Origin of the sequence: Lactobacillus amylovorus DSM 20531, from assembly GCF_002706375.1 — a bacterium.
Lineage (GTDB): Bacteria > Bacillota > Bacilli > Lactobacillales > Lactobacillaceae > Lactobacillus > Lactobacillus amylovorus.
Genome location: NZ_CP017706.1, coordinates 331,837 through 353,713 on the forward strand (window position 1 = coordinate 331,837; position 21,877 = coordinate 353,713).

34 protein-coding genes are annotated in these 21,877 nt (G+C 34.8%); 4 read left to right on the top strand and 30 right to left on the bottom strand.

Going from position 1 to position 21,877, the window contains the following annotated elements; translation table 11 throughout:
* Window positions 1-10 precede the first annotated feature (10 nt).
* From LA20531_RS01665 to LA20531_RS01755, 22 genes are all read right to left on the bottom strand, one after another.
* A complete protein-coding gene (locus LA20531_RS01665; RefSeq protein WP_056940097.1) occupies window positions 11-193 on the bottom strand; it encodes a hypothetical protein in 183 nt (60 codons plus the stop codon).
* Entirely contained in the window at window positions 194-460 is a 267-nt protein-coding gene (locus LA20531_RS01670; protein ID WP_056940098.1) for a hypothetical protein, read from the bottom strand.
* Window positions 447-620 (bottom strand): hypothetical protein, encoded by a 174-nt coding sequence (locus LA20531_RS11200; RefSeq protein WP_168170597.1) that lies wholly within the window; start codon window positions 618-620, stop codon window positions 447-449. The genes LA20531_RS01670 and LA20531_RS11200 overlap by 14 nt, the downstream gene beginning before the upstream one ends.
* A complete protein-coding gene (locus LA20531_RS01675) occupies window positions 610-1,002 on the bottom strand; it encodes a hypothetical protein (protein ID WP_056940099.1) in 393 nt (130 codons plus the stop codon). Before LA20531_RS01675 ends, LA20531_RS11200 begins: the two co-directional genes overlap by 11 nt.
* 14 nt (window positions 1,003-1,016) lie before the next feature.
* Window positions 1,017-1,445, bottom strand: a complete 429-nt coding sequence (locus LA20531_RS01680; protein ID WP_056940100.1) for a hypothetical protein — start codon at window positions 1,443-1,445, stop codon at window positions 1,017-1,019.
* Window positions 1,435-2,037, bottom strand: coding sequence for an NUMOD4 domain-containing protein (locus LA20531_RS01685; RefSeq protein WP_056940101.1), 603 nt, complete (start codon window positions 2,035-2,037; stop codon window positions 1,435-1,437). The genes LA20531_RS01680 and LA20531_RS01685 overlap by 11 nt, the downstream gene beginning before the upstream one ends.
* 1 nt (window position 2,038) lies before the next feature.
* Complete coding sequence (locus LA20531_RS01690) at window positions 2,039-2,329, bottom strand: nucleotide modification associated domain-containing protein (RefSeq protein WP_056940102.1); 291 nt, start codon at window positions 2,327-2,329, stop codon at window positions 2,039-2,041.
* A 492-nt stretch (window positions 2,330-2,821) separates the two neighbouring features.
* Window positions 2,822-4,144, bottom strand: coding sequence for a virulence-associated E family protein (locus tag LA20531_RS01695; protein WP_056940103.1), 1,323 nt, complete (start codon window positions 4,142-4,144; stop codon window positions 2,822-2,824).
* Window positions 4,137-4,934 (bottom strand): bifunctional DNA primase/polymerase, encoded by a 798-nt coding sequence (locus LA20531_RS01700; protein WP_056940104.1) that lies wholly within the window; start codon window positions 4,932-4,934, stop codon window positions 4,137-4,139. Before LA20531_RS01700 ends, LA20531_RS01695 begins: the two co-directional genes overlap by 8 nt.
* 90 nt (window positions 4,935-5,024) lie before the next feature.
* Window positions 5,025-5,600 carry a hypothetical protein gene (locus LA20531_RS01705; RefSeq protein WP_056940105.1) on the bottom strand — a complete coding sequence of 192 codons (576 nt, stop codon included), beginning with the start codon at window positions 5,598-5,600 and terminating at the stop codon, window positions 5,025-5,027.
* A 2-nt stretch (window positions 5,601-5,602) separates the two neighbouring features.
* Window positions 5,603-6,367, bottom strand: a complete 765-nt coding sequence (locus LA20531_RS01710; protein ID WP_056940106.1) for an ATP-binding protein — start codon at window positions 6,365-6,367, stop codon at window positions 5,603-5,605.
* Window positions 6,368-6,380: 13 nt separating this feature from the next.
* Window positions 6,381-6,734 carry a hypothetical protein gene (locus LA20531_RS01715; protein WP_056940107.1) on the bottom strand — a complete coding sequence of 118 codons (354 nt, stop codon included), beginning with the start codon at window positions 6,732-6,734 and terminating at the stop codon, window positions 6,381-6,383.
* Window positions 6,731-7,300 carry a hypothetical protein gene (locus LA20531_RS01720; protein WP_056940108.1) on the bottom strand — a complete coding sequence of 190 codons (570 nt, stop codon included), beginning with the start codon at window positions 7,298-7,300 and terminating at the stop codon, window positions 6,731-6,733. The genes LA20531_RS01715 and LA20531_RS01720 overlap by 4 nt, the downstream gene beginning before the upstream one ends.
* Window positions 7,233-8,498 carry a DEAD/DEAH box helicase gene (locus LA20531_RS01725; RefSeq protein ID WP_056940109.1) on the bottom strand — a complete coding sequence of 422 codons (1,266 nt, stop codon included), beginning with the start codon at window positions 8,496-8,498 and terminating at the stop codon, window positions 7,233-7,235. Before LA20531_RS01725 ends, LA20531_RS01720 begins: the two co-directional genes overlap by 68 nt.
* Complete coding sequence (locus LA20531_RS11975) at window positions 8,482-8,616, bottom strand: DEAD/DEAH box helicase family protein (RefSeq protein WP_375711702.1); 135 nt, start codon at window positions 8,614-8,616, stop codon at window positions 8,482-8,484. Before LA20531_RS11975 ends, LA20531_RS01725 begins: the two co-directional genes overlap by 17 nt.
* Window positions 8,616-8,975, bottom strand: a complete 360-nt coding sequence (locus tag LA20531_RS01730; protein ID WP_056940110.1) for a hypothetical protein — start codon at window positions 8,973-8,975, stop codon at window positions 8,616-8,618. The genes LA20531_RS11975 and LA20531_RS01730 overlap by 1 nt, the downstream gene beginning before the upstream one ends.
* Before the next feature lie 2 nt (window positions 8,976-8,977).
* Entirely contained in the window at window positions 8,978-9,208 is a 231-nt protein-coding gene (locus LA20531_RS01735) for a hypothetical protein (protein ID WP_056940111.1), read from the bottom strand.
* Window positions 9,205-9,588 carry a hypothetical protein gene (locus LA20531_RS01740; RefSeq protein WP_056940112.1) on the bottom strand — a complete coding sequence of 128 codons (384 nt, stop codon included), beginning with the start codon at window positions 9,586-9,588 and terminating at the stop codon, window positions 9,205-9,207. Before LA20531_RS01740 ends, LA20531_RS01735 begins: the two co-directional genes overlap by 4 nt.
* The gene (locus tag LA20531_RS01745) at window positions 9,588-10,064 is read right to left on the bottom strand and encodes a siphovirus Gp157 family protein (RefSeq protein ID WP_056940113.1); all 477 of its coding nucleotides are present in this window, start codon (window positions 10,062-10,064) and stop codon (window positions 9,588-9,590) included. The genes LA20531_RS01740 and LA20531_RS01745 overlap by 1 nt, the downstream gene beginning before the upstream one ends.
* Window positions 10,065-10,186: 122 nt before the next feature.
* Window positions 10,187-10,348 carry a hypothetical protein gene (locus LA20531_RS11205; RefSeq protein WP_168170598.1) on the bottom strand — a complete coding sequence of 54 codons (162 nt, stop codon included), beginning with the start codon at window positions 10,346-10,348 and terminating at the stop codon, window positions 10,187-10,189.
* Entirely contained in the window at window positions 10,338-10,637 is a 300-nt protein-coding gene (locus LA20531_RS01750; protein WP_056940114.1) for a hypothetical protein, read from the bottom strand. The genes LA20531_RS11205 and LA20531_RS01750 overlap by 11 nt, the downstream gene beginning before the upstream one ends.
* 5 nt (window positions 10,638-10,642) lie before the next feature.
* On the bottom strand, window positions 10,643-10,852 hold the full coding sequence (locus tag LA20531_RS01755; protein WP_056940115.1) for a helix-turn-helix domain-containing protein: 210 nt from the start codon (window positions 10,850-10,852) through the stop codon (window positions 10,643-10,645).
* Between the two features lie 293 nt (window positions 10,853-11,145).
* Between LA20531_RS01755 and LA20531_RS01760 the strand changes: the two genes are divergently transcribed.
* The 4 genes from LA20531_RS01760 to LA20531_RS01775 all read left to right on the top strand — a co-directional run bounded on the left by LA20531_RS01760 (window position 11,146) and on the right by LA20531_RS01775 (window position 14,022).
* Entirely contained in the window at window positions 11,146-11,490 is a 345-nt protein-coding gene (locus tag LA20531_RS01760) for a helix-turn-helix transcriptional regulator (protein ID WP_056940116.1), read from the top strand.
* The gene (locus LA20531_RS01765) at window positions 11,483-11,884 is read left to right on the top strand and encodes a M48 family metalloprotease (RefSeq protein WP_056940117.1); all 402 of its coding nucleotides are present in this window, start codon (window positions 11,483-11,485) and stop codon (window positions 11,882-11,884) included. Before LA20531_RS01760 ends, LA20531_RS01765 begins: the two co-directional genes overlap by 8 nt.
* Before the next feature lie 52 nt (window positions 11,885-11,936).
* Complete coding sequence (locus tag LA20531_RS01770) at window positions 11,937-12,728, top strand: Ltp family lipoprotein (protein ID WP_056940118.1); 792 nt, start codon at window positions 11,937-11,939, stop codon at window positions 12,726-12,728.
* Window positions 12,729-12,882: 154 nt separating this feature from the next.
* Window positions 12,883-14,022, top strand: a complete 1,140-nt coding sequence (locus LA20531_RS01775; protein WP_056940119.1) for a site-specific integrase — start codon at window positions 12,883-12,885, stop codon at window positions 14,020-14,022.
* A 224-nt stretch (window positions 14,023-14,246) separates the two neighbouring features.
* Here the strand turns inward: LA20531_RS01775 and LA20531_RS01780 are convergent, their stop codons facing one another.
* The 8 genes from LA20531_RS01780 to fmt are packed head-to-tail and all read right to left on the bottom strand — an operon-like array spanning window position 14,247 to window position 21,869.
* Entirely contained in the window at window positions 14,247-14,552 is a 306-nt protein-coding gene (locus LA20531_RS01780) for a hypothetical protein (protein WP_046432383.1), read from the bottom strand.
* Between the two features lie 44 nt (window positions 14,553-14,596).
* On the bottom strand, window positions 14,597-15,283 hold the full coding sequence (locus LA20531_RS01785; protein WP_056940123.1) for a thiamine diphosphokinase: 687 nt from the start codon (window positions 15,281-15,283) through the stop codon (window positions 14,597-14,599).
* Window positions 15,283-15,933 (bottom strand): ribulose-phosphate 3-epimerase, encoded by a 651-nt coding sequence (gene rpe / locus LA20531_RS01790; protein WP_056940124.1) that lies wholly within the window; start codon window positions 15,931-15,933, stop codon window positions 15,283-15,285. Before rpe ends, LA20531_RS01785 begins: the two co-directional genes overlap by 1 nt.
* 11 nt (window positions 15,934-15,944) lie before the next feature.
* Window positions 15,945-16,835, bottom strand: coding sequence for a ribosome small subunit-dependent GTPase A (rsgA, locus tag LA20531_RS01795; protein WP_013642172.1), 891 nt, complete (start codon window positions 16,833-16,835; stop codon window positions 15,945-15,947).
* Window positions 16,836-18,860, bottom strand: a complete 2,025-nt coding sequence (gene pknB / locus LA20531_RS01800) for a Stk1 family PASTA domain-containing Ser/Thr kinase (protein ID WP_056940125.1) — start codon at window positions 18,858-18,860, stop codon at window positions 16,836-16,838.
* Window positions 18,850-19,605: a Stp1/IreP family PP2C-type Ser/Thr phosphatase gene (locus LA20531_RS01805; protein WP_013438191.1), complete on the bottom strand. Its 756-nt coding sequence runs from the start codon at window positions 19,603-19,605 to the stop codon at window positions 18,850-18,852. The genes pknB and LA20531_RS01805 overlap by 11 nt, the downstream gene beginning before the upstream one ends.
* A gap of 4 nt (window positions 19,606-19,609) precedes the next feature.
* Window positions 19,610-20,938, bottom strand: coding sequence for a 16S rRNA (cytosine(967)-C(5))-methyltransferase RsmB (gene rsmB, locus LA20531_RS01810; protein WP_056940126.1), 1,329 nt, complete (start codon window positions 20,936-20,938; stop codon window positions 19,610-19,612).
* Window positions 20,925-21,869 (bottom strand): methionyl-tRNA formyltransferase, encoded by a 945-nt coding sequence (fmt, locus tag LA20531_RS01815; protein WP_056940127.1) that lies wholly within the window; start codon window positions 21,867-21,869, stop codon window positions 20,925-20,927. Before fmt ends, rsmB begins: the two co-directional genes overlap by 14 nt.
* Between the last annotated feature and the right edge of the window lie 8 nt (window positions 21,870-21,877).

The following is a 21,877-nucleotide window of genomic DNA, read 5'->3' on the forward strand; positions in this document are numbered from 1 at the left end:
TTTTCTCTTATCACTGCTTACTGAAGAAAATGTAAAACAATATCATAAAATTAATTGCACCAATCCAAAAAGAATTAATAGCTGGGACATATCTGTTTTCATGATGATTCGATCCATAAACACACCAGACAATCAACGCTACAGAAAGAAAAATCACAGTAGCTTGAGCATCGCTTTGAGTCATAGTTGGCATTTATTTTTCCTCCATCAAATTACGCCCACACATAGGGCAAAATTTAATAGCTGTTGCATCGCCATCGCTTGAATAAAACTCGTTGTCACTATGTAAAGTAACTAAGAAAAAGTAACCATTTTTCTGTTTTAAAAAAGCATATTCAAAGCCATCGCTCCACTCCGAGCCATACATCACTTCTTCAGGGATGTACTCACCACTGTAAATCTCAGCTCCGATATTGTCAGGATGTTTAAAATTACAATAAATGCACCTATTTTCGCTCATTGTATTTCATTCCCTGCTGGCAGTATTTAATGATTTCATGTGCTAGGCCATCAATTTCTAAGTAATCTGGCTTAAGTGCGTTAGCCTTTTGTGCAATCATCATCGCTAGATTACTGATGTTCTCATCAGTGTGATAATTAAAACCATATCTAATACTCATCTTTATTAACCTCTACAGGAATATTCTCTAATCCATAATTTTTTTCTGATTGAAAATCCTTATCGCTACCCCAATACTGAGCTTTTAAACCAGCATTTTGTTTCTTATACAACTTATGAAAAGCTTTAACTGTTACTTTTTTTAAATTCCAATCACAGTAAGTAATGTCATCATCGCATTCAGGTTTCCACAAAGCGTAATTTCTATGTTTTTGCATGGCTACGTTTAAAGTGAAATATTCCTGATTATTGATTTTTTCTAAGGCTGTTTTGATTTGATCAATTGGTTCTTCTACAAACAAAGTCATGGAATTAAAGCCGATTGCGATAATTACTGCAGTATGTGGGCGGCATTCTGTTAATGCCACTTTATCTTCTGTCATCTTTATGCTCCTTTTTAATTCTCTTTATTATCAAATTTCTTTAATAACCGTCTTTCTTTTTCACTCCTAGCACCGCATTCTGCGATTGCTGAAAGATACTCACCTTGAAAGATCTCTTTCCATCCGTTTAGTGATTTCATTTTGTTTAATTGCTCACTAATTCTAATTGCTAATGGAGCCGTAGCCTCCATGAATCCTTCCTTGGTTGCACATTGAAGCCAGGCTGTTATAAAGCTCATTGGCTTACTATCAAATAGCTTCAAGCTATCTAATGAGTAAGCTTCAATATTAATGCCATTAGAGTATTTTCTGGGGACAAAAATGAATTTATAGCCTTTAATAACAACGATCGTGCCGTATCCTTTTTGCCATTTTCCGTTTATATCTAGCTCAACAGCGATTTGATCTCCGTATGCAATTTCTTCCACTCTTTTATTTTTCATCTTCATGTTCCTTAAGGTATTTATAAATATATCCTTTAACTTGCTTTACTTTTCCACGACAGCAATTGGAAACACTTCCTTGACGAATGTTATTATTTTTAGCTGCTTCAACTTGTGAAGAATATTTTTCTAAAAATTTACCATCTAAAGTAAATTTCAAGACTGGAGTTGAAGTCTTTCTACCATTTTCAATAGCGATTTTTTGATATTTATGCTGTTTCAAAGTTTTAGCTACATTTTGATTATGGTTACCATAATTAAGATTATATTTGGCTGTGCACCATTCTAAATTTTCTACTTTATTATTTGTTACATCTTCATCTTTATGATTAACCTGTGGCCAGCCATTAGGATTAGGAATAAATGCTTGAGCAACTAATCTATGAACACGATACTGTTTTGCCTTACCTGCCTTAGACAATGTAACAAACAAGTACCCTGATTTTTGAGAACTGGCTTTTAAAATTTTTCCATTTTGGAACCAATGCCGTCCTTGATCATAAATAATACGATCTAAGCTTCTAACCCTTCCTAAAGTAGATACCTGATATAGTCCTTTATAATCTGAAATATCACACCATATTTCTTCCATTTTACTTACTTGTCCTTTCGCGTTCTTTTAGATACTTGTACAACAATAGTCCATATCCTGAAATATCGAGTGCAGTATCTGCTAATGATTCATCTTTAACCTTTTCTTTGCCACCATTAGCAGTTAAGTTCTCTAAGCGGTTGAATTTGTCTTCAAGCCTTACAACTGCTGCAATAATTCCGAATTTATCTACAGATCTGCTAAAGCTATCGCCATAATCTTTGTTTTTATTTTCTAAAGTAACAGCTAAATGATTTGTGTAGTCCTTAAAAGGATTAGATTCATTTACCATATAAAATCCTTTCTAGTTTTTGAACCAATTGATTAGCATCATTTTTATCGTCATAATCAATTAATCTGATAATTCCATCAAGTGACTTCCACACTGATGAGGTGTAGTAAATTAACTGATACCGTCACTAAAATATCAGTGGCGAGCTTTTGTATAGGTTTAATTATTGGTATTAACCGATATGACAACTTTTGCCCGTTTGTCACCGATTTTTCTTAGCACTCTAGCTATTTAACTGCTAAGAATGGTTACGTTAGGTACATGGTAAAAGCCTTACTATAACCGTCTGTCTTGCTTACTCTCTCAACGGTTTCAGAGATTTAAAACTTAAAAAGTTACGGTAATTTTTTTAAAACTCTATAACGCTATATAGCCCCTATATATATAATTAAATAATATTATTTAGTTATATATATTATTTAGTGTAGTAGTATAACTATATATAATTAGAGTTGATGGAATAGGCTTTTCAGCGGTTACGGTAAGGGTAACCTAACCGTTACCTACCGTATCCTTTTTAAATCCTGCAGTTGTTTTACCATCAATCTTTATTCTTGCACCTACTTCATAACCAAGATGCTCCATGTAATATCGAACGTCTCGTGCGTCTTTGGTATTACGGCTTAATGCATCACGATCAGCAAATAATGAAAATGCTAGTTCTTGATTAGTAATAAACTTTTTGCCCTTGAATTTATTTTCCAAAGTAGTATTAAGTTCATCTTCAAGACCAGATGTGTAGCGGAATTGTTTGCGGTTTTCTTCAAGTAGTTCTTGTTCATGATCATTAAGTAAGAATGGGTCTTTAGTAGTTTTGTAAAGATGTACTGCTTCACCCCACAACTGCTTAACATATTCTGGAGTCATCTCTGTAACTGGTGACTTAACTTGTTTATCAGCATTACAGAAAATAGACATAAATCTACGATCACCAGAACGATCTTTCAAGTGTCTGATTTCATTAGTAGTACGTGCTAAAACAAACTTTTTTAAAAATGTCTGTGACTTACGTGCATAAGCTTTACGATATTCAAACTTTTGCATAGTGATGAATTTTTTGATTTCTTCAAAACTAGCTGCATTACTTGCAGTCATTTCATCATCATTAACAATCAGAGCATTTTTCATTACTTCATAGTCGTCTTTATTGCTAAAAGAATTGAATTGGTCAGTATATAAGCCCATAGGTGCAACATTTTGTAAATAAGATGTTTTACCAACACCTTGACCACCTACTAAATCAAGCACGTTATCAACTTTAACTTTAGGATTGTAGGCTTTAGCCACTGCTTCAAGAAACCATATTTCAGTGATTAATCTGGTAGTTTCATTGTTTGGCGCTCCAAGAAACACCACAAACGTATCATCAAGACGCTGTTTCTTGTCCCATTCTGCATATGCTTCATTCATGTAATCAATGACTGGATTATATGAGTTCATGTGAGCTGTGTTGATAATTCCTTGATCAATTACATTATTTTTGAAGATAGCGCCTTGATATTTCTTAGCAGATTCAATGTAAAGTTCAACAGCATTGATAACCTGATCAGTGTACTCGCCTTTAGCGATGTTGATTGTACCAATTGAAGTTTTTAAAGCAGCATCTTTAACTACATCTACTTCATTGGTAAATTCATTGAACCTGAACAGACCTTGAAGATTTTTGTCTGTTTTAAGAATCAGAACAATATTTTTAACAGATGTGGTTCTGATTTTGCCATTGGTTCGCTCAAATAGATCTTTTTTAGTTTGTTCTTTGCTAAGTTTCTTAGCTTTCTCTTCATCAATATTAATAATTTTTTTGTCATTAGCCATCTTGTTCCTCCCTTCTTCTAATTTCTTTCTCTATCATTGAATTAACGGTTCTTTCCACTTCACTCATTGGTAGAGAATCTTCTGTATTTTCATTAGCAATAACAGCTAATTTAGCTGCAACATGTGGTTCAACATTGCGGAACAGCAAACCACCCACAAAACTAGCCAAAGCATTGTTTCTACCACCAGTTTTACCTAACCCATTGGCTATTTTTTCAAATAGTTCAGTAGTTTGAGTTTTGCCAGTTGGTTGATAGTCTTTTAAATCAACTGGTTTAAATTCTTTTTGCTTTTCAAGAATTAGGTCAATTAATCCTTGTGGTGGCTCTCTCATTGGTTTATGGTTTAACCACTTGTAAGATTTGTCTCCCAGCATTGAAGGAGCTACGACAACATAATTGTTTTCATGAGCTTTAAGATCTACTGAAGGTAAGAATCCAATGTTTTGTTGAATCTTTAAATCTTTAGGCTTAGTAAAGAAGAAATGAAAACCATTATGTGCTGTACGTTCAGTGAGCGTATTCTTAAACCACTCATCATGATTAAGGGCTTTGATAGATTTCATTCCATCACCACCACTGTGACGGTCCACATCAATTACAAAGAATTTATCTGTTTTAAGTGCAATATTTGCAGTTGGATATTTCCTCCATATTTCATGAATTTCCGTTTTATTGAGTGGCGGTTTATTGGCAAATTTAATCAGTGGACGCTTATTGTCACTAATTGGAATTACGCTAAAACCATGTTCTACATAACTTAAAGCATAATTAACTAAGTTGGGATGCATATTGATCACCCCTGTGGTGTTGTGTTGTCAGCAAGATATTCTCTTCTTTCATAGTCATCCTGTGCTTCCTGCATTGCTTGTTCCATTGTTTTAAAAAGGAAGATCATCATCAGAAATATTTACATCGCTACCATTGTTGTCCTTAAATGGATCATCCTTTACATCAAGTGTCTTAGGCTGTTCTGCTCGTGCAAATTCATAATTTCTAAAAGGATGATCAGGATTCTTTTTGTTAGCAGTTTCTTTGATAGTCATCATTAATACCTTGCCTTTAGCTTTTTGCAATACATTAGCTAAATCTTCATAAGCATCAGTTTCTGAATCATGATCAAAGCAACTATCAGGAATTGGGGTATCAGTCATTTCACCAATTACTTGAAGCATTGAAATGTTTCTAGCAATAACAAATTGTGGCATTGGATTGCCCTTTGAAGTTACTTGTGCAAGCGTTGGAAATACTGATTCAGTTTTGCCCTCATATTTGCCTTCGATAACCATAAAGCTTAGCATCAAGAAATCACGATCTCCTTTGGCATTGTGAGTCACTCCATCAAGACTAACTTTGTAAGTTCCTGCTGGAATATTTTCAAAAGCGTTGTATTCCTTACCCTTTTTTGGATCAAAACCTGACTTTTTAACTTCATTTAATGCATCTAATAAACTCATGTTTACTTATTCTCCTTTTTCTTTGCTTGTAATTTTTCTAAATCTTCTTTTTTAAACATTCCTCTGCAACTTTCAAGTAGTTGTAAGATTCTGTGATCTGTGATGTTTGCTGGATTGTACATGGTTCTTAATGCCTTTACTTCTCTAAAGTATGAAGCATTTTGACCGTCACCAATTTTCTTAGTTCTAATCACCACATCACAGTTACCATTCACGATGTTGTAATATTTAGTTTTAAGTGATGGCTTATAAGTTGTAACACCAGTATTTTCATCAGTTTTGTCATCTTCACGGCTAATGTAAATAACATTAAGTGGCAAAGCTTTAAGATCCATAACGAACTGTTGTAAAACTGTATTAAACATTGTCCACCCTTTACCATACGGAATATCTGATAAAGCTTGAACACCAGCATCAAGGCAGATAGCCTGTTCGATCATTACACAGATGTCGTCAATTACATCAATAACCACGGTTTTAAATTGTTGATCTGCTGGACGCTTAGGATTTTCCACTTGAAGTGCCGTGATAATATCATCAAGTTGTTTAATAGCAGATTGTTCAAGCTTGCCTTGAGCATTTCTGATATTTCTGATTTGAATACTTGGTGCGCTACCTTGCTCTGAATTTCCATCAGTATTCAGGATCAATGGATTAGGAAAGAAGCTTGAAAAATAGCTCTTGCCCGACATCGTGGCGCCCCAGATAAAGAAATTATGTGGTTGAGTTTTAGGACTTAGCTTTTCAACCTTTGGTAAACTAATCATTTTTATTTCTCCTTTAGAAAAATGTGAAATTTAATTCGGTTTTTCTCGTTATATAATCTCGAAAATGTTCATTACGTTTTACTAAACTATTCCAATCAGGGCCATTTTCAGATACAAAGGATTTGGCCAATTTTATAAAGCTTTCTAAAAATTGAGTGGGTAAACCATGAGTATAACTAAAAACACCTAATCCTGGTTCTTGTTGTAAAAACTCTACAGAAAATACTTTTTTACCCCTGCCAAATTCCACTTCTATAAAAACTTCATCATTTATATCAATATGCCAATAATTTATTGAGTTTGCATTAATTTGTTTTGCATTTAAGTTTTTCATCCAATATCTTATGTCTAAATCTCTAATTTTCATTTCTTAATCAATCCTTTCCTTTTGGCAGGTCTTCTGTTTTGAGCTTGTTCTTTGGGTGTTATCCACCTGCAGTTATCAGGCTCATAATTGCCATAATTATCAATACGGTCAATTGTTAGTCCTTGCTTGTAGCCATGTTTAATTGCCCATTCATAAAACGGCTCAAAATGTTTATCCCATTCAGAGCAAACTTTTATACCTCTACCACCATAATTGTGATAATTACTTACATGTGGATTACGGCATCTTTGTCGCATGGTGTTCCAAACGTAATACAGATGTGTTTTTGTTTGACCATGTGTAGGTTTAAAAGCTATTTTTTCTCTGTTCTTAGCTTCAATACAGCCACAACTAGTGGTTTCACTTCTTAGAAGGTGGTCTTGACGAACAACAGTATCATTTCCGCAATCGCATTTACATAACCAAAATTTACGTGTTCCCCATTTAGTATGTTGAATATGATCTATTTTGATTGCAGTTAATAATCCAAATCTTTTATTAGATAATTCCCTTTCTCTTCGCAATGTAATAACACCATCCTTTTTTGTACCCGTGTAATTTTCCATAGGCTTGAAGTTCCTTCATCGTGTGGAGTTCACTTACATTTTTATTTGCTACTTCTTTAAGCAAATTACTGTGAACAATTTCATGGATTAAGTTTTGCCTATCTTTGGTAGCTTCAACTAAATCAACATCACTTACTGGTTTAGCTTCATGAACTTTGATTGGTTTACCACAGACAGGACATTTACCATCCTTAACTTCACTAGCTTTCACTACTGCAAAACAATAATCGCATGTGATAATTGAAATCCCTGAATCAGTTAGCAGAGATTTACTTTTCTGCTTGCCCGATTTAATAGCCTGCTTCCAATCACGATCATCGTCAGGATAGCCGAACGTTTTAAAATTATTAGCATGATCAATAATAATGGCAGTTTTATCAGGTCTAGGATTCAAACATCTCATTGAAAACTGCAGATATAAGGCAAGTGACGCTGTGGGACGTGCCATAATCACGCAATCGACATTCGGGAGATCAACACCTTCAGTAAAAAGATTTACGTTAACAAGTATCTTAATTTCTTGCTCTCGAAATTTTCGCACCGCTAGATCACGTTTTTCTTTTGACGTAGTCCCATCTACTTCAATCGCTGAAATCCCCTCAGAATTGAATTTATGGGCTATCTCAACAGCAGTGTCAATGGAATACGTGTACACCACTGCTTGCATCCCTGAAGCTATTCGCTTGTATTGCTTAACGATATGACCAAAGATTCTAGTACTCATAGCCTCTTGCATAGATTCATTAGTAAAGTCCCCAGTACTTCCACGTTTTAATAATTTAGAATCAAAATCATTAGGTGGTTGAAAGTATCTGAATGGTGCTAGAAATCCTTTATCAGTTAGTTCATGAATTGATTGCCCAACGATAATATCATCAGCAATCTGATCAAGTTGCATTCTTCCTGTTCTATGTGGTGTTGCTGTGAAAAGTAAAACTATAGCTTTAGGAAATTGCTTTAAGATTCTTTGATAGCTCCTGGCTAAAGCATGGTGAGCTTCATCAACTAAAATCACATCAGGAATTGGTAATTTATCAACTCTACGAGTTAAAGTCTGAACCATTCCCATTGTTGTAAGGCTCATTTTTACGCCTTGCTCTTTAAAAGTCTTAACAGCTTGATCAAGAACTTCTTTACGATGAATCAAGAACATTACACGGTTATTATTCTCAGTTGTTCTTCTAGCAATTTCTGCCATTACTCACTGTTTTCCCTGTTCGTGGTGGGCTTTGAACGATAATCACACGATGATGATTTTTCATAGAATCAACGATCTTATTAATTAAATCTGTTTGATAAGGTCTTAATTCGTACATTAAAAATCACCCATTTGCTGATCCAAAAAGTCAGAAATTCCACTTAATTTTTTTAAGATTTTATCTGTTTCTTCAGTTTCATATTTTTTTAATAGATCATTTTTAACTTGAGACCAATCAGTATATTTAATTAAAGCTTCTTCATTTTCAGTATTAATTAATCCAAAAGTATGATTAACAGAAAATAGTGATTTACCTGCAAGTTCGCCACATTTTTCATTAAAAACAATACTTTCATTACCATTTCCATCAATTTCCCATGGAAGTGTGTTGCAGATGTTTTTTAGTATTTCATTTACTCTTTGATTTGCCTTTTCTTCAATTAGCTCATCAAAACGAGATTTAGTAATCTTACTCATATTTATTTACCTTTTTCCTTCCATAACTTAGCTACCATATTGAATGACTGATAGTCTTTTCTTTTAACTGCTCTTTTACCTAAATAACGGAGCTGTGCTTCAAAACTTTCATGGTGTCTATAAACTAATCTATAAACAATTCTTTTGGCTAAATGTCGATCATCGGCTTTAGCCACACAATCAAATAATTTAGCTAGTTCCGTATTTGATAAGCCTTTAAGACTAATTTTCATAAAACACTCTCAATCTGTTCCAAATCCAACCGAACGGCTTCAATGTAATTCTTGATCATTGCCGGATTGCCTGATTTAGCTAATTCCTTCAAACCAAAGATTGCATCATTAACGGAATCTTCAATCATCTCTGATTTACGTTTGATTTCATTTCTTTGTTCATCTAGTAATTCTTGAATCTTACATGCCATTTGATAATCCGCTATTTGATTACTCTCATTAGCAGCTTTAGCAATCTGATATAAAACAGTTCTCGGTGGCATCATTGTTTTTCTACAAATCAAAATGATTTCATCCATGGCATGATTAACATCATCTTGCTTAGCAAATTTGCTAAAGCCTTGCATTTGTTCTGTAATATCAGTTTGTACTGAAAACATTATTTGATCACCGTCTTTCTATTTGATTTCAAATGTGCACCTCTAATTGATTTGCCCTTCTTAAGATCTTCATAAATCAATTTCTTGTTAGGCTTAACTACTTCAGAGCAAACAATATAATCAATTGGTAAATCTTTAGTAGATTCAACAATCACAGAATCTTTATAGTTACGTGGTTTGAGAATGTGATTCTCTGTTTGAATTTCTTTATAGCCACTATCATCAATAGCTTTGGTAAGAAATTCTTGAAGATTCTCAGTTTGCTTCTTAATAGAAGCTTCAACTTCTGATAATTGCTTTCTTTTTTCTTTAAGCCAATTAAGTTTCATTTGGTTTTGTTCAATCCAGCTGGCCACGTTATCAAGTTTTTCATTTCTTGGAAGTTCCAAACTTTCTAACGTATCTGCCAAAGTCTCAGGATCAAGATCTTTTTCTTGAACTTGTTTAATGGCGTTGTTTAACTCAAATACATTCATGATTTTTTCCTTTCTAACTAATCGTTGGCGCGATTAGACTTTTTAGTTTGGCCATCACTTACTGCATCAGTGGTAGCCCATAATTTTTTAATTGTTTCCTTGCTAAGTTTCATTTTTATCTCCTATGAAAATAAATTGATGATTGCGTCCCAGAAGCCATATGATAAAAGGCTTAAACTTAAAAGCACTACAGCAATAAAGATTTTAAAAATTGTGTCATCCATATTGATATGATTTTGATGAATTGGCTTATTAAATTCACGATAATAATTCTTATTTTGCATCCCAATCTATCTCCTTCCTATGCTCATTCATCCAAACGGCAGCTGGATACTCAAAAATTGTCATTTTACCGCCTCTACCTGGATGAATGTTTGAACACCAATCCGGTTGAAACGGATAAAGAATATTTCTTTTAACCCATGCTGTGCCATGTGGTTTGGCATATTTTTGGGCAAACTCTTGAATACTAATAGTTCGTCCAACTATTTGATTTTCAGGAACGTAACCACGTTTCTTCATAATTAGATCAACTACTTGTTCTAATGAAGAATCTTCAATTGCTAGTTGCATGTTGATCACTCCATTCCAAGAACTTTGTAGATCTTTTTGCGGATCATTAAATCTTTAGGTGATGTGCCACCTTTGACTGCTTTATTGATGTCTTGACGGCTTTCGCCAATTAACTCTGCTAATTCAGCTTGTGTCATTGACTTTTGAATTAAAGCCATTTTGATTTGACGTTCAACAGCTTTCTTAGCTTGTTCTAGTTGTTCTTCCACTGCCATATAACTCACCTCAATTATTTTTGTTGTTCAACTTGTTTAGAAACTAATTTAGAAATTTGTTTAGAAACTATTGACATTATTTAGAATATTTACTAGCATCAAGGTATAATAAATAAGCGCTTAAACAGTATCCCCATACTTTTAAAAAAAGCTATTTATTCGTTTCAAAACTTGTTTTTGAATTTGTTTCTTAACTTGTTGACAAAACTATTATTACCTAAATCTTCTAAAAATGCAATACTATTTTAGAAGATTTTCTAAATAATTTTGTCAAGGATTGGAGAACCCTTGATATGATTGAATTTGAAAGAACAAAAAAATTAGCTAAAAATAAGAAAATGTCCTTACGTGAAGTAAATGACAAAGCTAAGTTAGGTACTAATTCTATTTATAAATGGAAAAGTAATAAGCCAGGATCTGATGCATTAGCAGCAGTAGCAAAAGTTCTAAGCACTACTACTGATTACTTAAAAGGTTTAACTGATGATCCTTCATTACCTACTGATGATTCATTTTCATTAGATGATGACAAACCAGTAATGTATCACGGTTATACCGTACCTGATAAATATTTAGATATGATCCGTGGTCTAATGGATGCTGATATTAAAGAAGGAAAAGCTGATAAGCATGAATGAGTTAATTGAATATCTTTTAAACTATGCTTTCGATTGCGGAATTGGTTATAAATTAGTACATGCTGATCCTTACGATCCTTCTCTATCTTTAAAGAAACATAATTTAATGGTTATTAATTTAAATTGGCATAATCAATCTGAACTACCTTTTATCATCGGTCATGAAATAGGACATTTTATTTTAGGTGATAAGGGAATTCTGTATTATAGTAGTTTTTCTGGTCAAAATTCAGAAGAAAAATCTGCTGATCTCTATTCCTTAAATTTATTATATGATTATGCATGTAGTCGTGGGCAATACTTTGAAGAACCAGGCCAATTCTTATCAGCTTATGGTATACCATCAAAGATGGCTAAAGCTACTAAGAATCTGTTTGATTACAATGATGATTAAACATAGTCCAAATACTGAAGACGTTAAAAGCTGAATTGATATGGAGGCTAATATGAAATTAAACAAAATAGCTGTGTTTAGTTCCATTGCTTTATTAAGTATGGGATTAGCTGGATGTAGTAGCTCTACTACTACACCAAAGCCTAAAAATATTAGTTATAGTCAGCTTTCTAGCTACAAATCTAGAAAGAAAGTAATAAATAAGGACTTAGCTAAAAAACTTAAAAAGGATCAGAAGAAAGCAAAAGATGGTGATGATGACTATAATTATTCACTCTATCTTTATAAGGTCCAAACTTGGGAAGATCAAACCATAGCGGTTAATGTAGATAAAGATAATTACATGAATCTTTCAACCAAGGAAAAGGTTGCTATTGGTCAAAGCATTGATACCTTAGTTAAAAAGACTCTTAAAGAAAATCATGTAAAGGGTAAAAATATTTTCATTACAATTTATGATGAAGATGGAAATATCTTAGTTCCTGCTTACAACTATGTAACACTTAAGTTCAAAAATAAGAAAGACCAAGAAGAAGCTAATGTTCCAGTTGAATATCAAAATGCTCTAGATAAGGCTCAAAGTTATTCTGATAATATGCATATGTCCAAGCAAGGACTCTATGAGCAACTAACTTCAGAAGTGGAAGGATTTTCTAAAAAATCCGCTTCTTATGCTATTAAACATGTTCAAGCTAATTGGAATGAAAATGCATTAGAAAAAGCAAAGAGCTATCAAAAGAACGAAAAGATGTCTAGAAATGCAATTTATGATCAATTAACTTCAAGCGTTGAAGGATTTACACCAAGTCAAGCTAGATATGCAATAAATCATTTACCAAAATAAAACAAAAAACTCACCTACTGCGCCAACAGTAAGTGAGTAATTGAAAGAGTTACGCCAATAGCTCTAAAAATAAATGTATTTGAATTAAAAACAAAAGCCAAGGCTTTTGCTATACCCTATTTTAGCAAAGTTTTGGCTAGAATAGGAGACTTTTATGGCTTCGATTAAGAAACGTGGTAAGACCTGGTATGTTAGATTTTCTAAAAGAGAAACACGTTGGGATCCAGAAAAGCAAAAGAATGTTTCTGTATTAAAGCAAAAATCAAAAGGTGGTTTTAAAACCAAAGCTGAAGCACAGCAATATGGAATCAAAATGGAAGCTGCTTCTATTTCAGGTGTAGATGTTACCAAGAATCCTGTTTTTGCTGACTATTTCAAAACTTGGTATGAAACCTATAAATTTCCTTCAATTAGGAAATCAACTCAAAAACGGTATATTACAAATTATCATTACATTGAAAACTATTTTGGTGATACTAAAATCAAAAATATTACTAGATCAAATTACCAAAAGTTCTTAAATTATTTAGGCAAGAAACATGCTCCTGCTACTGTACGTAAAACTAATATTATGATCAAGTCATGTATTGGCAATGCAGTAGAAGACGGCTTGGTTGAACGTAATTTTACTAATCGAACAACAATTGCTGGTAATAAGAACGCTGAAAAACACGTTCAGTACCTCAATATGAAGGAATTGCGTAAGCTGGTACAATTATGCCTGACTGATTTAAATACTTGCTACACCAGCAAATATTTAGTTCTAACAGGTATTTTTACTGGCGCTCGTATTGGTGAATTATCTGCATTGAAATGGTCAGATATTAACTTCAAAAACAACACCATTAATATTACAAAATCGTGGAATTGTAATACTAAGAAACTTGGACCTACTAAAACAAAATCCAGTGTAAGAAAAATCAAAGTAAATTCGTTTTTGCTTAAAAAAATTAAGCAATTGAAAGCCAATAACTTAGATTTTGTTTTTGCTACACCACGTACTGAATTGCCGCCAAGCAGCAGTGCCGTAAATCAGTTTTTGAGACGTACATTAGACCAAGGCAATATTCATAAACAAGATTTTCACTTCCACAGTTTGAGACATACTCATGTAGCATATCTTTTGAGCAAAGGTGTAGATATTTCTGCTATTAGTAAACGTCTTGGTCATGCTAATATTGCTACTACTCTTAAAATCTATGCTTATTTGCTTGATGAATATAAAGAAAAGCAAGATAGCAAAATCATTAATTCACTTGATGATATATGTGCAACAAATGTGCAACACGGCTAAAATTTCTATGATTTTCTAAAACATCAAATCGCATAAAATCAGTGCTTTGCTTTCTTCAGACTTCCTAAAAACACATATTTTAGTTCAACCAAGGCTTTAAAGTCTGGTAAAGTTACTCGTGTCTAATAATAAAAAAGCCTATTAGATCTTCGATCTGGTAGACTATTTTTTTACGCTTTTTTAGCAATCATAAAAGGGACAGCTTCACGCTGTCCCTTTTTCTTTTATTTCATAATGTTGTGATGCTTATCATCGTCTGAAATTTCTTCTGCCATTCTTTCATCGATTGGCGTATAAGCATACTCAGTAATCATTTCACCAAGCTTAGTTGGCAAACCTAAATCTTGATAAGTAACGTTTCTAGCTGCACCGTTAATTGTAGCAACTTCCTTATTCTTCTTTTTATCAAAAACATGAACGTGATTCTTGTGCATGTAGTCCTCTACATTTCTCTTAGCACGATCAAGTCTGGCTTCATAGCGACCGTTTTCGAAATCAGCAACATCTTTTTCAAAATCAATATACTTCATAATATTTCCTCATTTCTTTTTCTTTACTCTATTTTCACACTTTTTCAAAGATTATGAAAGCGATTGATATCTTTAGAATAGATTGCCGCAATCAAGCCTTGTTTAAAGGTAATCTTGAAACTGTCGCTGTTAGGTAAAAATTCATTTGATGAAAAAACGCGAGGATACTTACCTGAATAATTTTTCAGATCATATCTTGCACCAATTATATTAAAATCCTCAGTTGCAGAAAGCAAAGCAAAACCGATATACGGATATTCTTCCTTTCTCTCAATCACATGCATCCCTGGATTAAAGAATTCGATGCTGTTTTGTTTATCTGACAATTCTACCTTTGGCGCAAATTGATTAACAGCCGGATTAAGAAGCATCAATAAATTAATCAAGAAATGGTCTAGTCTGCCACCGGTTGCACCTAAAATAGTTAATTTATCTGCATGATAATCGTTAAAAACCGTTTGCAGCATTAACTCCGAATCGGTCAAATCTTTAACTGGGTTAGAATAGCGGATGTCTGTTACGCTCTTTTCAATCCGTGCCAAATCATTATCTTGTAATGAATCAAAGTCGCCAATCGCCACATTGGGCGTAATACCTAGTTCTTCTAAAAACAAGGCACCACGATCGACACCGAAAATCAGTTCATGATTGCGTTTAGCCTCTAATAGCTGCTCTTTAATATCCTGGGGCCATAAATCAGTTGGGCCACCTAATAATGCATATGCTCTCATTATTTAATGACATTTTCTAATTTACGAACTTGGTTAGCTATATCACCATCTTTATATAAATATGAACCCACTACAAAGACATTAGCACCAGCATCCTTGGCGATTTTAATAGTTTGATCATTAACACCGCCATCTACTTCAATAGCAATATCGTTGCTAACAATTTCTCTAACCTGTTTAATTTTCTCAGCAGAATCCTCAATAAATTTTTGTCCGCCAAAGCCAGGATGAACCGTCATTACTAATACCTGATCAAGCTTAGATGCAAACTTAGCTACAACATCGCTAGGCGTATCAGGATTAATTGCTAAAGAAGTTTTGACATCATTGGAAATTAAGTAATCAAGCCAATAATCCAATTTCTTCTCACTCATTGCTTCATAGTGAAGTTCAATCAGATCAGCACCAGCATCCACAAAGGCTGGTATAAGATCATCTGGATTATCACTCATTAAATGAATTTCTGATTCTGTCATCGGAAATTCACGTTTGAAGTCTTGAACCAATTGAGGTCCAAAAGAAAGATTAGGCACAAAATGTCCATCCATAATATCGATGTGAAATCTGCTAATTCCTGCAGCAATGGCATCTTTGACATCATTTTCTAAATTTAGATTATCTGCATTCAAAATTGATGGTGCAATAAGCATATTTTCCTCCGTTATTTTAAGTATTCGGGGATGCGGCCTTCACTAATTTCGGTCCGCATTGCCAAATAATCCTCGTATCGGCTTGCCAAAATTTTACCTTCTTCAAGCAGCTTCTTTACTTCACAACCTGGTTCTTTCAAGTGCTGACAGCCGCGAAACTTACACTTTTGACTAGCACGCTTGAATTCCACAAAGTAATTGCATAATTCATTAAGTTTAATTGGGGTCAGATCAATTGAAGAAAAGCCAGGTGTATCAGCAAGGAAGCCTTCGCCCAACTTAAACAATTCTACTTTTCTAGTAGTGTGCTTACCACGGTTTAAACTAGTCGAAATTTCGCCTGTAGCTTGATGAGCGTCTTCTTTTAAGTGATTCAATAAAGTTGACTTACCCGCACCAGATTGTCCCGCTAGCGTCCAAATTTGATCTTTACCAATCAATTCTGGAATCTTAATTTGTACATCATGATAGTCAGTAAAAACAGGATAACCGATTTCTTGATAGTAAGCTAAAGATTTTTTTATTTCACTAAGTTTATCATCGTCGATCAGATCAGCCTTAGACAAATAAATAGTTGCCTTTACCTTTTGCCAAGAAAAGAAGGTCAAAAAGCGGTCCAATAATTCTAATGAAAAATCTGGTTCAACCGCAGAAATTACCAATAATACATGGCTAACATTTGCGACAGCTGGACGGCCAATTCGATTTAACCGCGGCATAATTTTAACCAGATAACTCATTCCTTTGTCATCGATCTGGATTTCTACTCGGTCTCCTACTGCTGGTTTTTGCTTTTTTTGACGAAAAACGCCACGAGCACGCGTTCTCACGATACCCGCAGCGGTTTCTACGTCATAATAACCAGCAATTAAACCAATAACAGTTCCTTGTGCTAGTTTCATTTATTTAGTCACCTTTTCATTCAAGATAGTTTCTCCATTGCGGACTACTCTTAATTGTCCTGCACCATTCTTAATTGAAAATGGAATTGAGAAGCTCATATCACGTTTAATATAAAGATCACGGTAAATATTGCTTAAGTAGTGATCGTCGTCCTTAATATAGATCTGAACATGATTGCCCTTAGTAGAACTTGACTTGCTGGATGAACTGTCTTCATCTTTATTATCTGTTTCTCCAGCACTGTCGTCTGCTGTCCCAACATAGTTTACGGTAAAGTTCTTAGTTATTGTAGTCTCTTTTTCTTCCTTGGGTCCACGAGAAACCTTAATTGCAATGGTTGAGCCACGATCAACTTTTGTTCCAGGACCTGGATCCATTGAAATGATTAAGCCTTTTCCGACATCATCAGAGTACTCTTGATTAATCTGCAAAGTTAAACCATGATCTCTTGCATAATCTTGAGCACTCTTTAATGAGTAATTATGCAAATCTTTCAATGTCACCGTATTACTTCTTTGACGTGGAGCCTTACCTCTAGAAACTACCAAAGTAATTGTAGTTTGCGTTGGCTTAACTTCAACCCCGGCAGCAATACTTTGCGAAATGATGTTGCCTTGAGCAATCTTGTTTGAGAATTGATCTTCTCTAACCACATCGAAGCCCTGATTTTCTAATTTCTCAGCGGCCTTATCATAATCATCGCCTACTACGTCAGGCACCTTTACCATGCTTGAACCGCTAGAAACGATCAAATTGACAGATTTTCCTCGATCAAGAGAATTACCAGCCGTCGGCTCAGTGGCAATGACATAGCCCTTTTTAACATCATCAGATTGACGTCGAATAATTTTACCCACTTGCAAGCCAACAGCTTCTAACTTTCTCTCCGCTGCATTCTCAGCAATATTGGTTACATCAGGGACATTGACTTGCTTGGGTTGATTATTGCCGCTTAAAGCAAAAATCATAATGAAAATAATCAACCCAGCGGCAATCACAGAAAAGATCCACCACCATTTATGAGCTTTAACATTCTGCCAAAAGCTCTTTTTTTCTTTCTTAGGTGTTTCTTCTACCTCTGATTTTTCCTCTTTCTTGGATTCCTCAGCAGTAGTCTTTTGTGGTTTAAATCCTGGTAAAACGATGGTTTTATCATCACTATTGCCGTGATTCGGAACAAAGATTGATTCATCGCTTCGTTCGGGATCAAGACTGCTATCAAGATCTGCCTTCATTGCTTGAGCAGAAGCGTAACGATCACGTGGATCCTTAGCTGTCGCCTTTAAAACGACATTCTCTAATGCTTGCGGAACGCTCTTGTCTTTCTTTCTAATTGAAGGAATAGGTTCTTGAGCATGTTTTAAAGCAACAGAAACAGGCGTATCCCCATTAAATGGCACAGTACCTGTAATCAATTCATAAAGAATGATCCCAAGAGAATAAATGTCGGATTGCTTAGTAACCAATCCTCCTCTTGTTTGTTCTGGTGACATGTAATGGACAGAACCCATCACTGAATTAGTTTGCGTAATTGAGCTTTGGTTAAGCGCTACTGCAATACCAAAATCTGCGATTTTAATATTGCCTCTTTTATCCATTAGGATATTTTGTGGCTTTAAGTCTCGGTGAATCACATTATGCTTGTGAGCAAGAGCTACCGCACTTAAAATTTGATCCATGATGCGAATTACTTCACGCAAATCTAATGGAGAATTTTCATGGATATATTCTTTTAAATCAGGACCGTTGACATATTCCATTACCATATAAGGAAGTCCATGATCCGTACCAACATCAAGAACTGAGACAATATTAGGATGACTTAGCTCACTGGTAGCTAATGCTTCTCTTTGGAAGCGAGCTTGCGTTTGAGGTTCATTTTGCAAATCTAAGCGCAAGATTTTAACAGCAACTTTACGCTGTAAAATAATATCTTCAGCCAGATAAACATTGGCCATCCCGCCTTCGCCTAAAGTATCAATAATGCGATAGCGCTCTCCAAGCAGATAACCTTTATCGATCACTGCTTTCGTCCTCCTTATTCCAAATTAGGCAGACAGTAATATTGTCACCACCACCTAATCGATTAGCCTCGCTAATTAACTTATTGCAGCGTTCTTTCAAACTTAATTCTTTAGTTGCCAAAATTTGTTGAATTTGCGGATCACTAAGAGAATTAGTTAATCCATCGGTACACAACAAGATAATATCATTATCGCCCAATTTAATTTCATTAATCTCTGGATCAATCGTACTAGATACACCCAAAGCTTGAGTAATAATGTTCTTTTGTGGGTGATGCTTAGCTTGTTCTTTGGTAATTTGACCCATTTTAACCAATTCGTTGACTAAAGAATGGTCTTCTGTGAGTTGAACAAACTTTCCTTCTGAGTAGCTATATGCACGTGAATCACCCAAATGAGCAATTAAAGCATCATTGTCAAAAGCAAAGGCTAAAACAATGGTGGTTCCCATTCCGTTTAAATCGGGAAACTTATCAGCCGTTTTCAAAATGGTTTCATTTTCAGAATTTAACTGAACATCCAACCATTTATGCGCAATATTAGTATCGGTGAAGTCGGTAATGCCGAAGTTATGCCCCAAATGCGTAACTGCCATTGTTGAGGCTACGTCGCCGCCTTGATGTCCACCCATGCCGTCGCAGACGACCGCCAAAGTGATTCCCTTGCGATTTTTAAAAACTTGTACAAAATCTTGATTGCTTTTTCGTACCTTACCGATACTAGAAGCGTATGCTGTTTCAATCAAAAATCTAACCTCGCATCTTAAATTTAGCAATGAGAAATCCATCGTTGTTATCTTGGTCAGGCATTATTTTTAGCATCCCAGTCTTTGATTCCAACTTGCTGAGCTTGAATGGCTTTAATTCGAAATCGGGATGCAATTTTAAGAATTTTTCGACCACGGCTTCATCTTCTTCTACCGAAATTGAACAAGTAGAATAAACTAATTCACCGTCTTCTTTTAATAATGGACTAACTGAATCTAAAATTGCCAATTGAATTTTTTGTAAATTCTGCAAGTCGCGTTCAGTCTTAGTATAGCGAATTTCTGGCTTACGTCTTAATAAACCTAAACCAGAACAAGGTGCATCTACTAAAATCTTAGTAAATTCTCCCGGCTTGAAAACATCTTGTACTTTGCGCGCATCACAAGCTTTAATTTTAACCTTATTAGCTACATTCATTCTTTTCGCATTTTCTTTAACTAAATGCAATTTCTTTTCATGAATGTCTAAAGCTGTTACATCACCGGCGACAACTCGCTCTGCCATTTGCACGGTTTTACCGCCCGGAGCACTACATGCGTCCAAAATATACTCTTCTTTGGAATCAAAATCAAAAGATTCTACCACTAAACTAGCGGCTTCATCTTGAATTGTCAATTTTCCGCGCTTGAATAAATCACTTTGACTAACGCCGCCATGACCTAAAATTACATCATTAACAGATAAGTTAGACCATTCGGGTTCATAACCTTCCGTTTTTAGTTGATTAAAGACTTGATCTCGATCACATAATGCTGAAATGCGGACACTATTTTTAGCCGGTTGATTGATGCTTTCAAGCAACTTTTTAGTACGGCCCATGCCCCAATGATTGGCAAAATAATTTACTAGCCATTCAGGCATACTTTCTTTTACACTCAAATATTTTATTTCATCTTTTGCGTCAGGTAAAATTACGCCTCGTCTAATAAATGAACGTAAAATTCCATTCACTACACGATAGCCAGATGAGTGATGCTTGCCAAACTGTTTAGCAAGTTTATTTGCTTCATCTAAGACCGCGCGATTGGGAACTTTATCCAAAAAGACAATTTGATAAATGGACATCAATAAAAGTGGCTTTAGATATTTCTCAGTTAATTTAGTTCTTACTAAGCCCTTCAATTGATACTCTAAAAAAAGTCGATACTGAATCGTCCCATAAACAATCTTAGTGGCTAAATTTTGATCAGCCTGTGAGAGATCTGAATGGTTAAGACTGTTATTTAGGCTGATGTTTGAATAGGATTTATCTTGTAAAACCTTGATTAATGTTTCTAAGCTGATTGCACGAGCGCTTTTACTTGTCGACAATTTCTTCTCCTGGTGTAAACTTGCTACCTTGACCGTTCAAAAAGTTCTTAATATTCATGCGCTTCTTGCCGCTTGGTTGTACTTCAAGCAAATTCAAAACATTACCATCGGCAAAACTAATAGCGAAGCGACCTTTATTTGCGACAACTGAACCTGGCTTCAAATCTGTAGTTTCATCAGCAACTTCAGCCTTCCAAACCTTGAAACGCTTGCCTTCAACCATCATGTAAGCGCCTGGATCTGGGTTAAGAGCACGAATTATATTATTGGCTTCAGTAGCTGTCATGCTAGTAGTGATTCTTTCTTGCTCTTTGGTAATATTAGGTGAAAAGACCACTTTATCAGGATCTTGAGGCGTCTTTTTAACAGTACCATCAATAATTGAAGGTAAAGTCTTAAGCAAAAGATCACGACCTACAATTGCCAACTTGGCAAATAAAGTACCAGCATTATCATCCGGTTGAATCTTAATTGCTTCTTGAGCATAAATATCGCCGGCGTCCATCTTTTTGACCATTTCCATAATGGTAATACCAGTTTCGGCATCCCCGTTAATTAAAGAATATTGGATTGGTGCACCGCCACGATACTTAGGCAAAAGTGAACCATGAACATTTACAGCAGCAATTTTAACTGAATTCAAAAACTTAGTTGGCAAAAATTGACCATAGGCTGCAGTAACAATTAAGTCAGCGTGCATATCAATTAATTCTTGCATTTCGTCAGAGCCAGATAATTTTGCAGGTTGGTAAATAGGTAAATTATGTTTTTCTGCAGCAACCTTAGCTGGACTCTTAGTAATTTTTTGCTTACGTCCAACCTTCTTGTCTGGTTGAGTTACTACAGCCTTAATTTCATAATTATTTTCAATTAAACCTTCAAGTACTGGAACTGAAAATTCCGGTGTTCCCATAAATATTACTGATGTCATTACAGCAT

What these genes read in the sequence shown, in the direction of transcription:
- LA20531_RS01675 (WP_056940099.1), bottom strand. Translation starts at nt 1,002, where the DNA reads ATGACAGAAGATAAAGTGGCATTAACAGAATGCCGCCCACATACTGCA.
- LA20531_RS11205 (WP_168170598.1), bottom strand. Translation starts at nt 10,348, where the DNA reads ATGCAAAATAAGAATTATTATCGTGAATTTAATAAGCCAATTCATCAA.
- LA20531_RS01695 (WP_056940103.1), bottom strand. Translation starts at nt 4,144, where the DNA reads ATGGCTAATGACAAAAAAATTATTAATATTGATGAAGAGAAAGCTAAG.
- LA20531_RS01705 (WP_056940105.1), bottom strand. Translation starts at nt 5,600, where the DNA reads ATGAGTTTATTAGATGCATTAAATGAAGTTAAAAAGTCAGGTTTTGAT.
- LA20531_RS01700 (WP_056940104.1), bottom strand. Translation starts at nt 4,934, where the DNA reads ATGCATCCCAACTTAGTTAATTATGCTTTAAGTTATGTAGAACATGGT.
- LA20531_RS01765 (WP_056940117.1), top strand. Translation starts at nt 11,483, where the DNA reads ATGAATGAGTTAATTGAATATCTTTTAAACTATGCTTTCGATTGCGGA.
- LA20531_RS01770 (WP_056940118.1), top strand. Translation starts at nt 11,937, where the DNA reads ATGAAATTAAACAAAATAGCTGTGTTTAGTTCCATTGCTTTATTAAGT.
- LA20531_RS01690 (WP_056940102.1), bottom strand. Translation starts at nt 2,329, where the DNA reads ATGGTAAATGAATCTAATCCTTTTAAGGACTACACAAATCATTTAGCT.
- LA20531_RS01710 (WP_056940106.1), bottom strand. Translation starts at nt 6,367, where the DNA reads ATGATTAGTTTACCAAAGGTTGAAAAGCTAAGTCCTAAAACTCAACCA.
- LA20531_RS01680 (WP_056940100.1), bottom strand. Translation starts at nt 1,445, where the DNA reads ATGAAAAATAAAAGAGTGGAAGAAATTGCATACGGAGATCAAATCGCT.
- rsgA (WP_013642172.1), bottom strand. Translation starts at nt 16,835, where the DNA reads ATGAAACTAGCACAAGGAACTGTTATTGGTTTAATTGCTGGTTATTAT.
- LA20531_RS01665 (WP_056940097.1), bottom strand. Translation starts at nt 193, where the DNA reads ATGCCAACTATGACTCAAAGCGATGCTCAAGCTACTGTGATTTTTCTT.
- LA20531_RS01780 (WP_046432383.1), bottom strand. Translation starts at nt 14,552, where the DNA reads ATGAAGTATATTGATTTTGAAAAAGATGTTGCTGATTTCGAAAACGGT.
- LA20531_RS01760 (WP_056940116.1), top strand. Translation starts at nt 11,146, where the DNA reads ATGATTGAATTTGAAAGAACAAAAAAATTAGCTAAAAATAAGAAAATG.
- LA20531_RS01685 (WP_056940101.1), bottom strand. Translation starts at nt 2,037, where the DNA reads ATGGAAGAAATATGGTGTGATATTTCAGATTATAAAGGACTATATCAG.
- LA20531_RS01740 (WP_056940112.1), bottom strand. Translation starts at nt 9,588, where the DNA reads ATGTTTTCAGTACAAACTGATATTACAGAACAAATGCAAGGCTTTAGC.
- LA20531_RS01745 (WP_056940113.1), bottom strand. Translation starts at nt 10,064, where the DNA reads ATGAATGTATTTGAGTTAAACAACGCCATTAAACAAGTTCAAGAAAAA.
- LA20531_RS01785 (WP_056940123.1), bottom strand. Translation starts at nt 15,283, where the DNA reads ATGAGAGCATATGCATTATTAGGTGGCCCAACTGATTTATGGCCCCAG.
- LA20531_RS01720 (WP_056940108.1), bottom strand. Translation starts at nt 7,300, where the DNA reads ATGGAAAATTACACGGGTACAAAAAAGGATGGTGTTATTACATTGCGA.
- LA20531_RS01750 (WP_056940114.1), bottom strand. Translation starts at nt 10,637, where the DNA reads ATGCAACTAGCAATTGAAGATTCTTCATTAGAACAAGTAGTTGATCTA.
- LA20531_RS01735 (WP_056940111.1), bottom strand. Translation starts at nt 9,208, where the DNA reads ATGAAAATTAGTCTTAAAGGCTTATCAAATACGGAACTAGCTAAATTA.
- rpe (WP_056940124.1), bottom strand. Translation starts at nt 15,933, where the DNA reads ATGCTTATTGCACCATCAATTTTGAATGCAGATAATCTAAATTTAGAA.
- LA20531_RS01725 (WP_056940109.1), bottom strand. Translation starts at nt 8,498, where the DNA reads ATGGCAGAAATTGCTAGAAGAACAACTGAGAATAATAACCGTGTAATG.
- LA20531_RS01715 (WP_056940107.1), bottom strand. Translation starts at nt 6,734, where the DNA reads ATGAAAATTAGAGATTTAGACATAAGATATTGGATGAAAAACTTAAAT.
- LA20531_RS11200 (WP_168170597.1), bottom strand. Translation starts at nt 620, where the DNA reads ATGAGTATTAGATATGGTTTTAATTATCACACTGATGAGAACATCAGT.
- fmt (WP_056940127.1), bottom strand. Translation starts at nt 21,869, where the DNA reads ATGACATCAGTAATATTTATGGGAACACCGGAATTTTCAGTTCCAGTA.
- LA20531_RS11975 (WP_375711702.1), bottom strand. Translation starts at nt 8,616, where the DNA reads ATGTACGAATTAAGACCTTATCAAACAGATTTAATTAATAAGATCGTT.
- LA20531_RS01775 (WP_056940119.1), top strand. Translation starts at nt 12,883, where the DNA reads ATGGCTTCGATTAAGAAACGTGGTAAGACCTGGTATGTTAGATTTTCT.
- LA20531_RS01755 (WP_056940115.1), bottom strand. Translation starts at nt 10,852, where the DNA reads ATGGCAGTGGAAGAACAACTAGAACAAGCTAAGAAAGCTGTTGAACGT.
- LA20531_RS01730 (WP_056940110.1), bottom strand. Translation starts at nt 8,975, where the DNA reads ATGAGTAAGATTACTAAATCTCGTTTTGATGAGCTAATTGAAGAAAAG.
- LA20531_RS01670 (WP_056940098.1), bottom strand. Translation starts at nt 460, where the DNA reads ATGAGCGAAAATAGGTGCATTTATTGTAATTTTAAACATCCTGACAAT.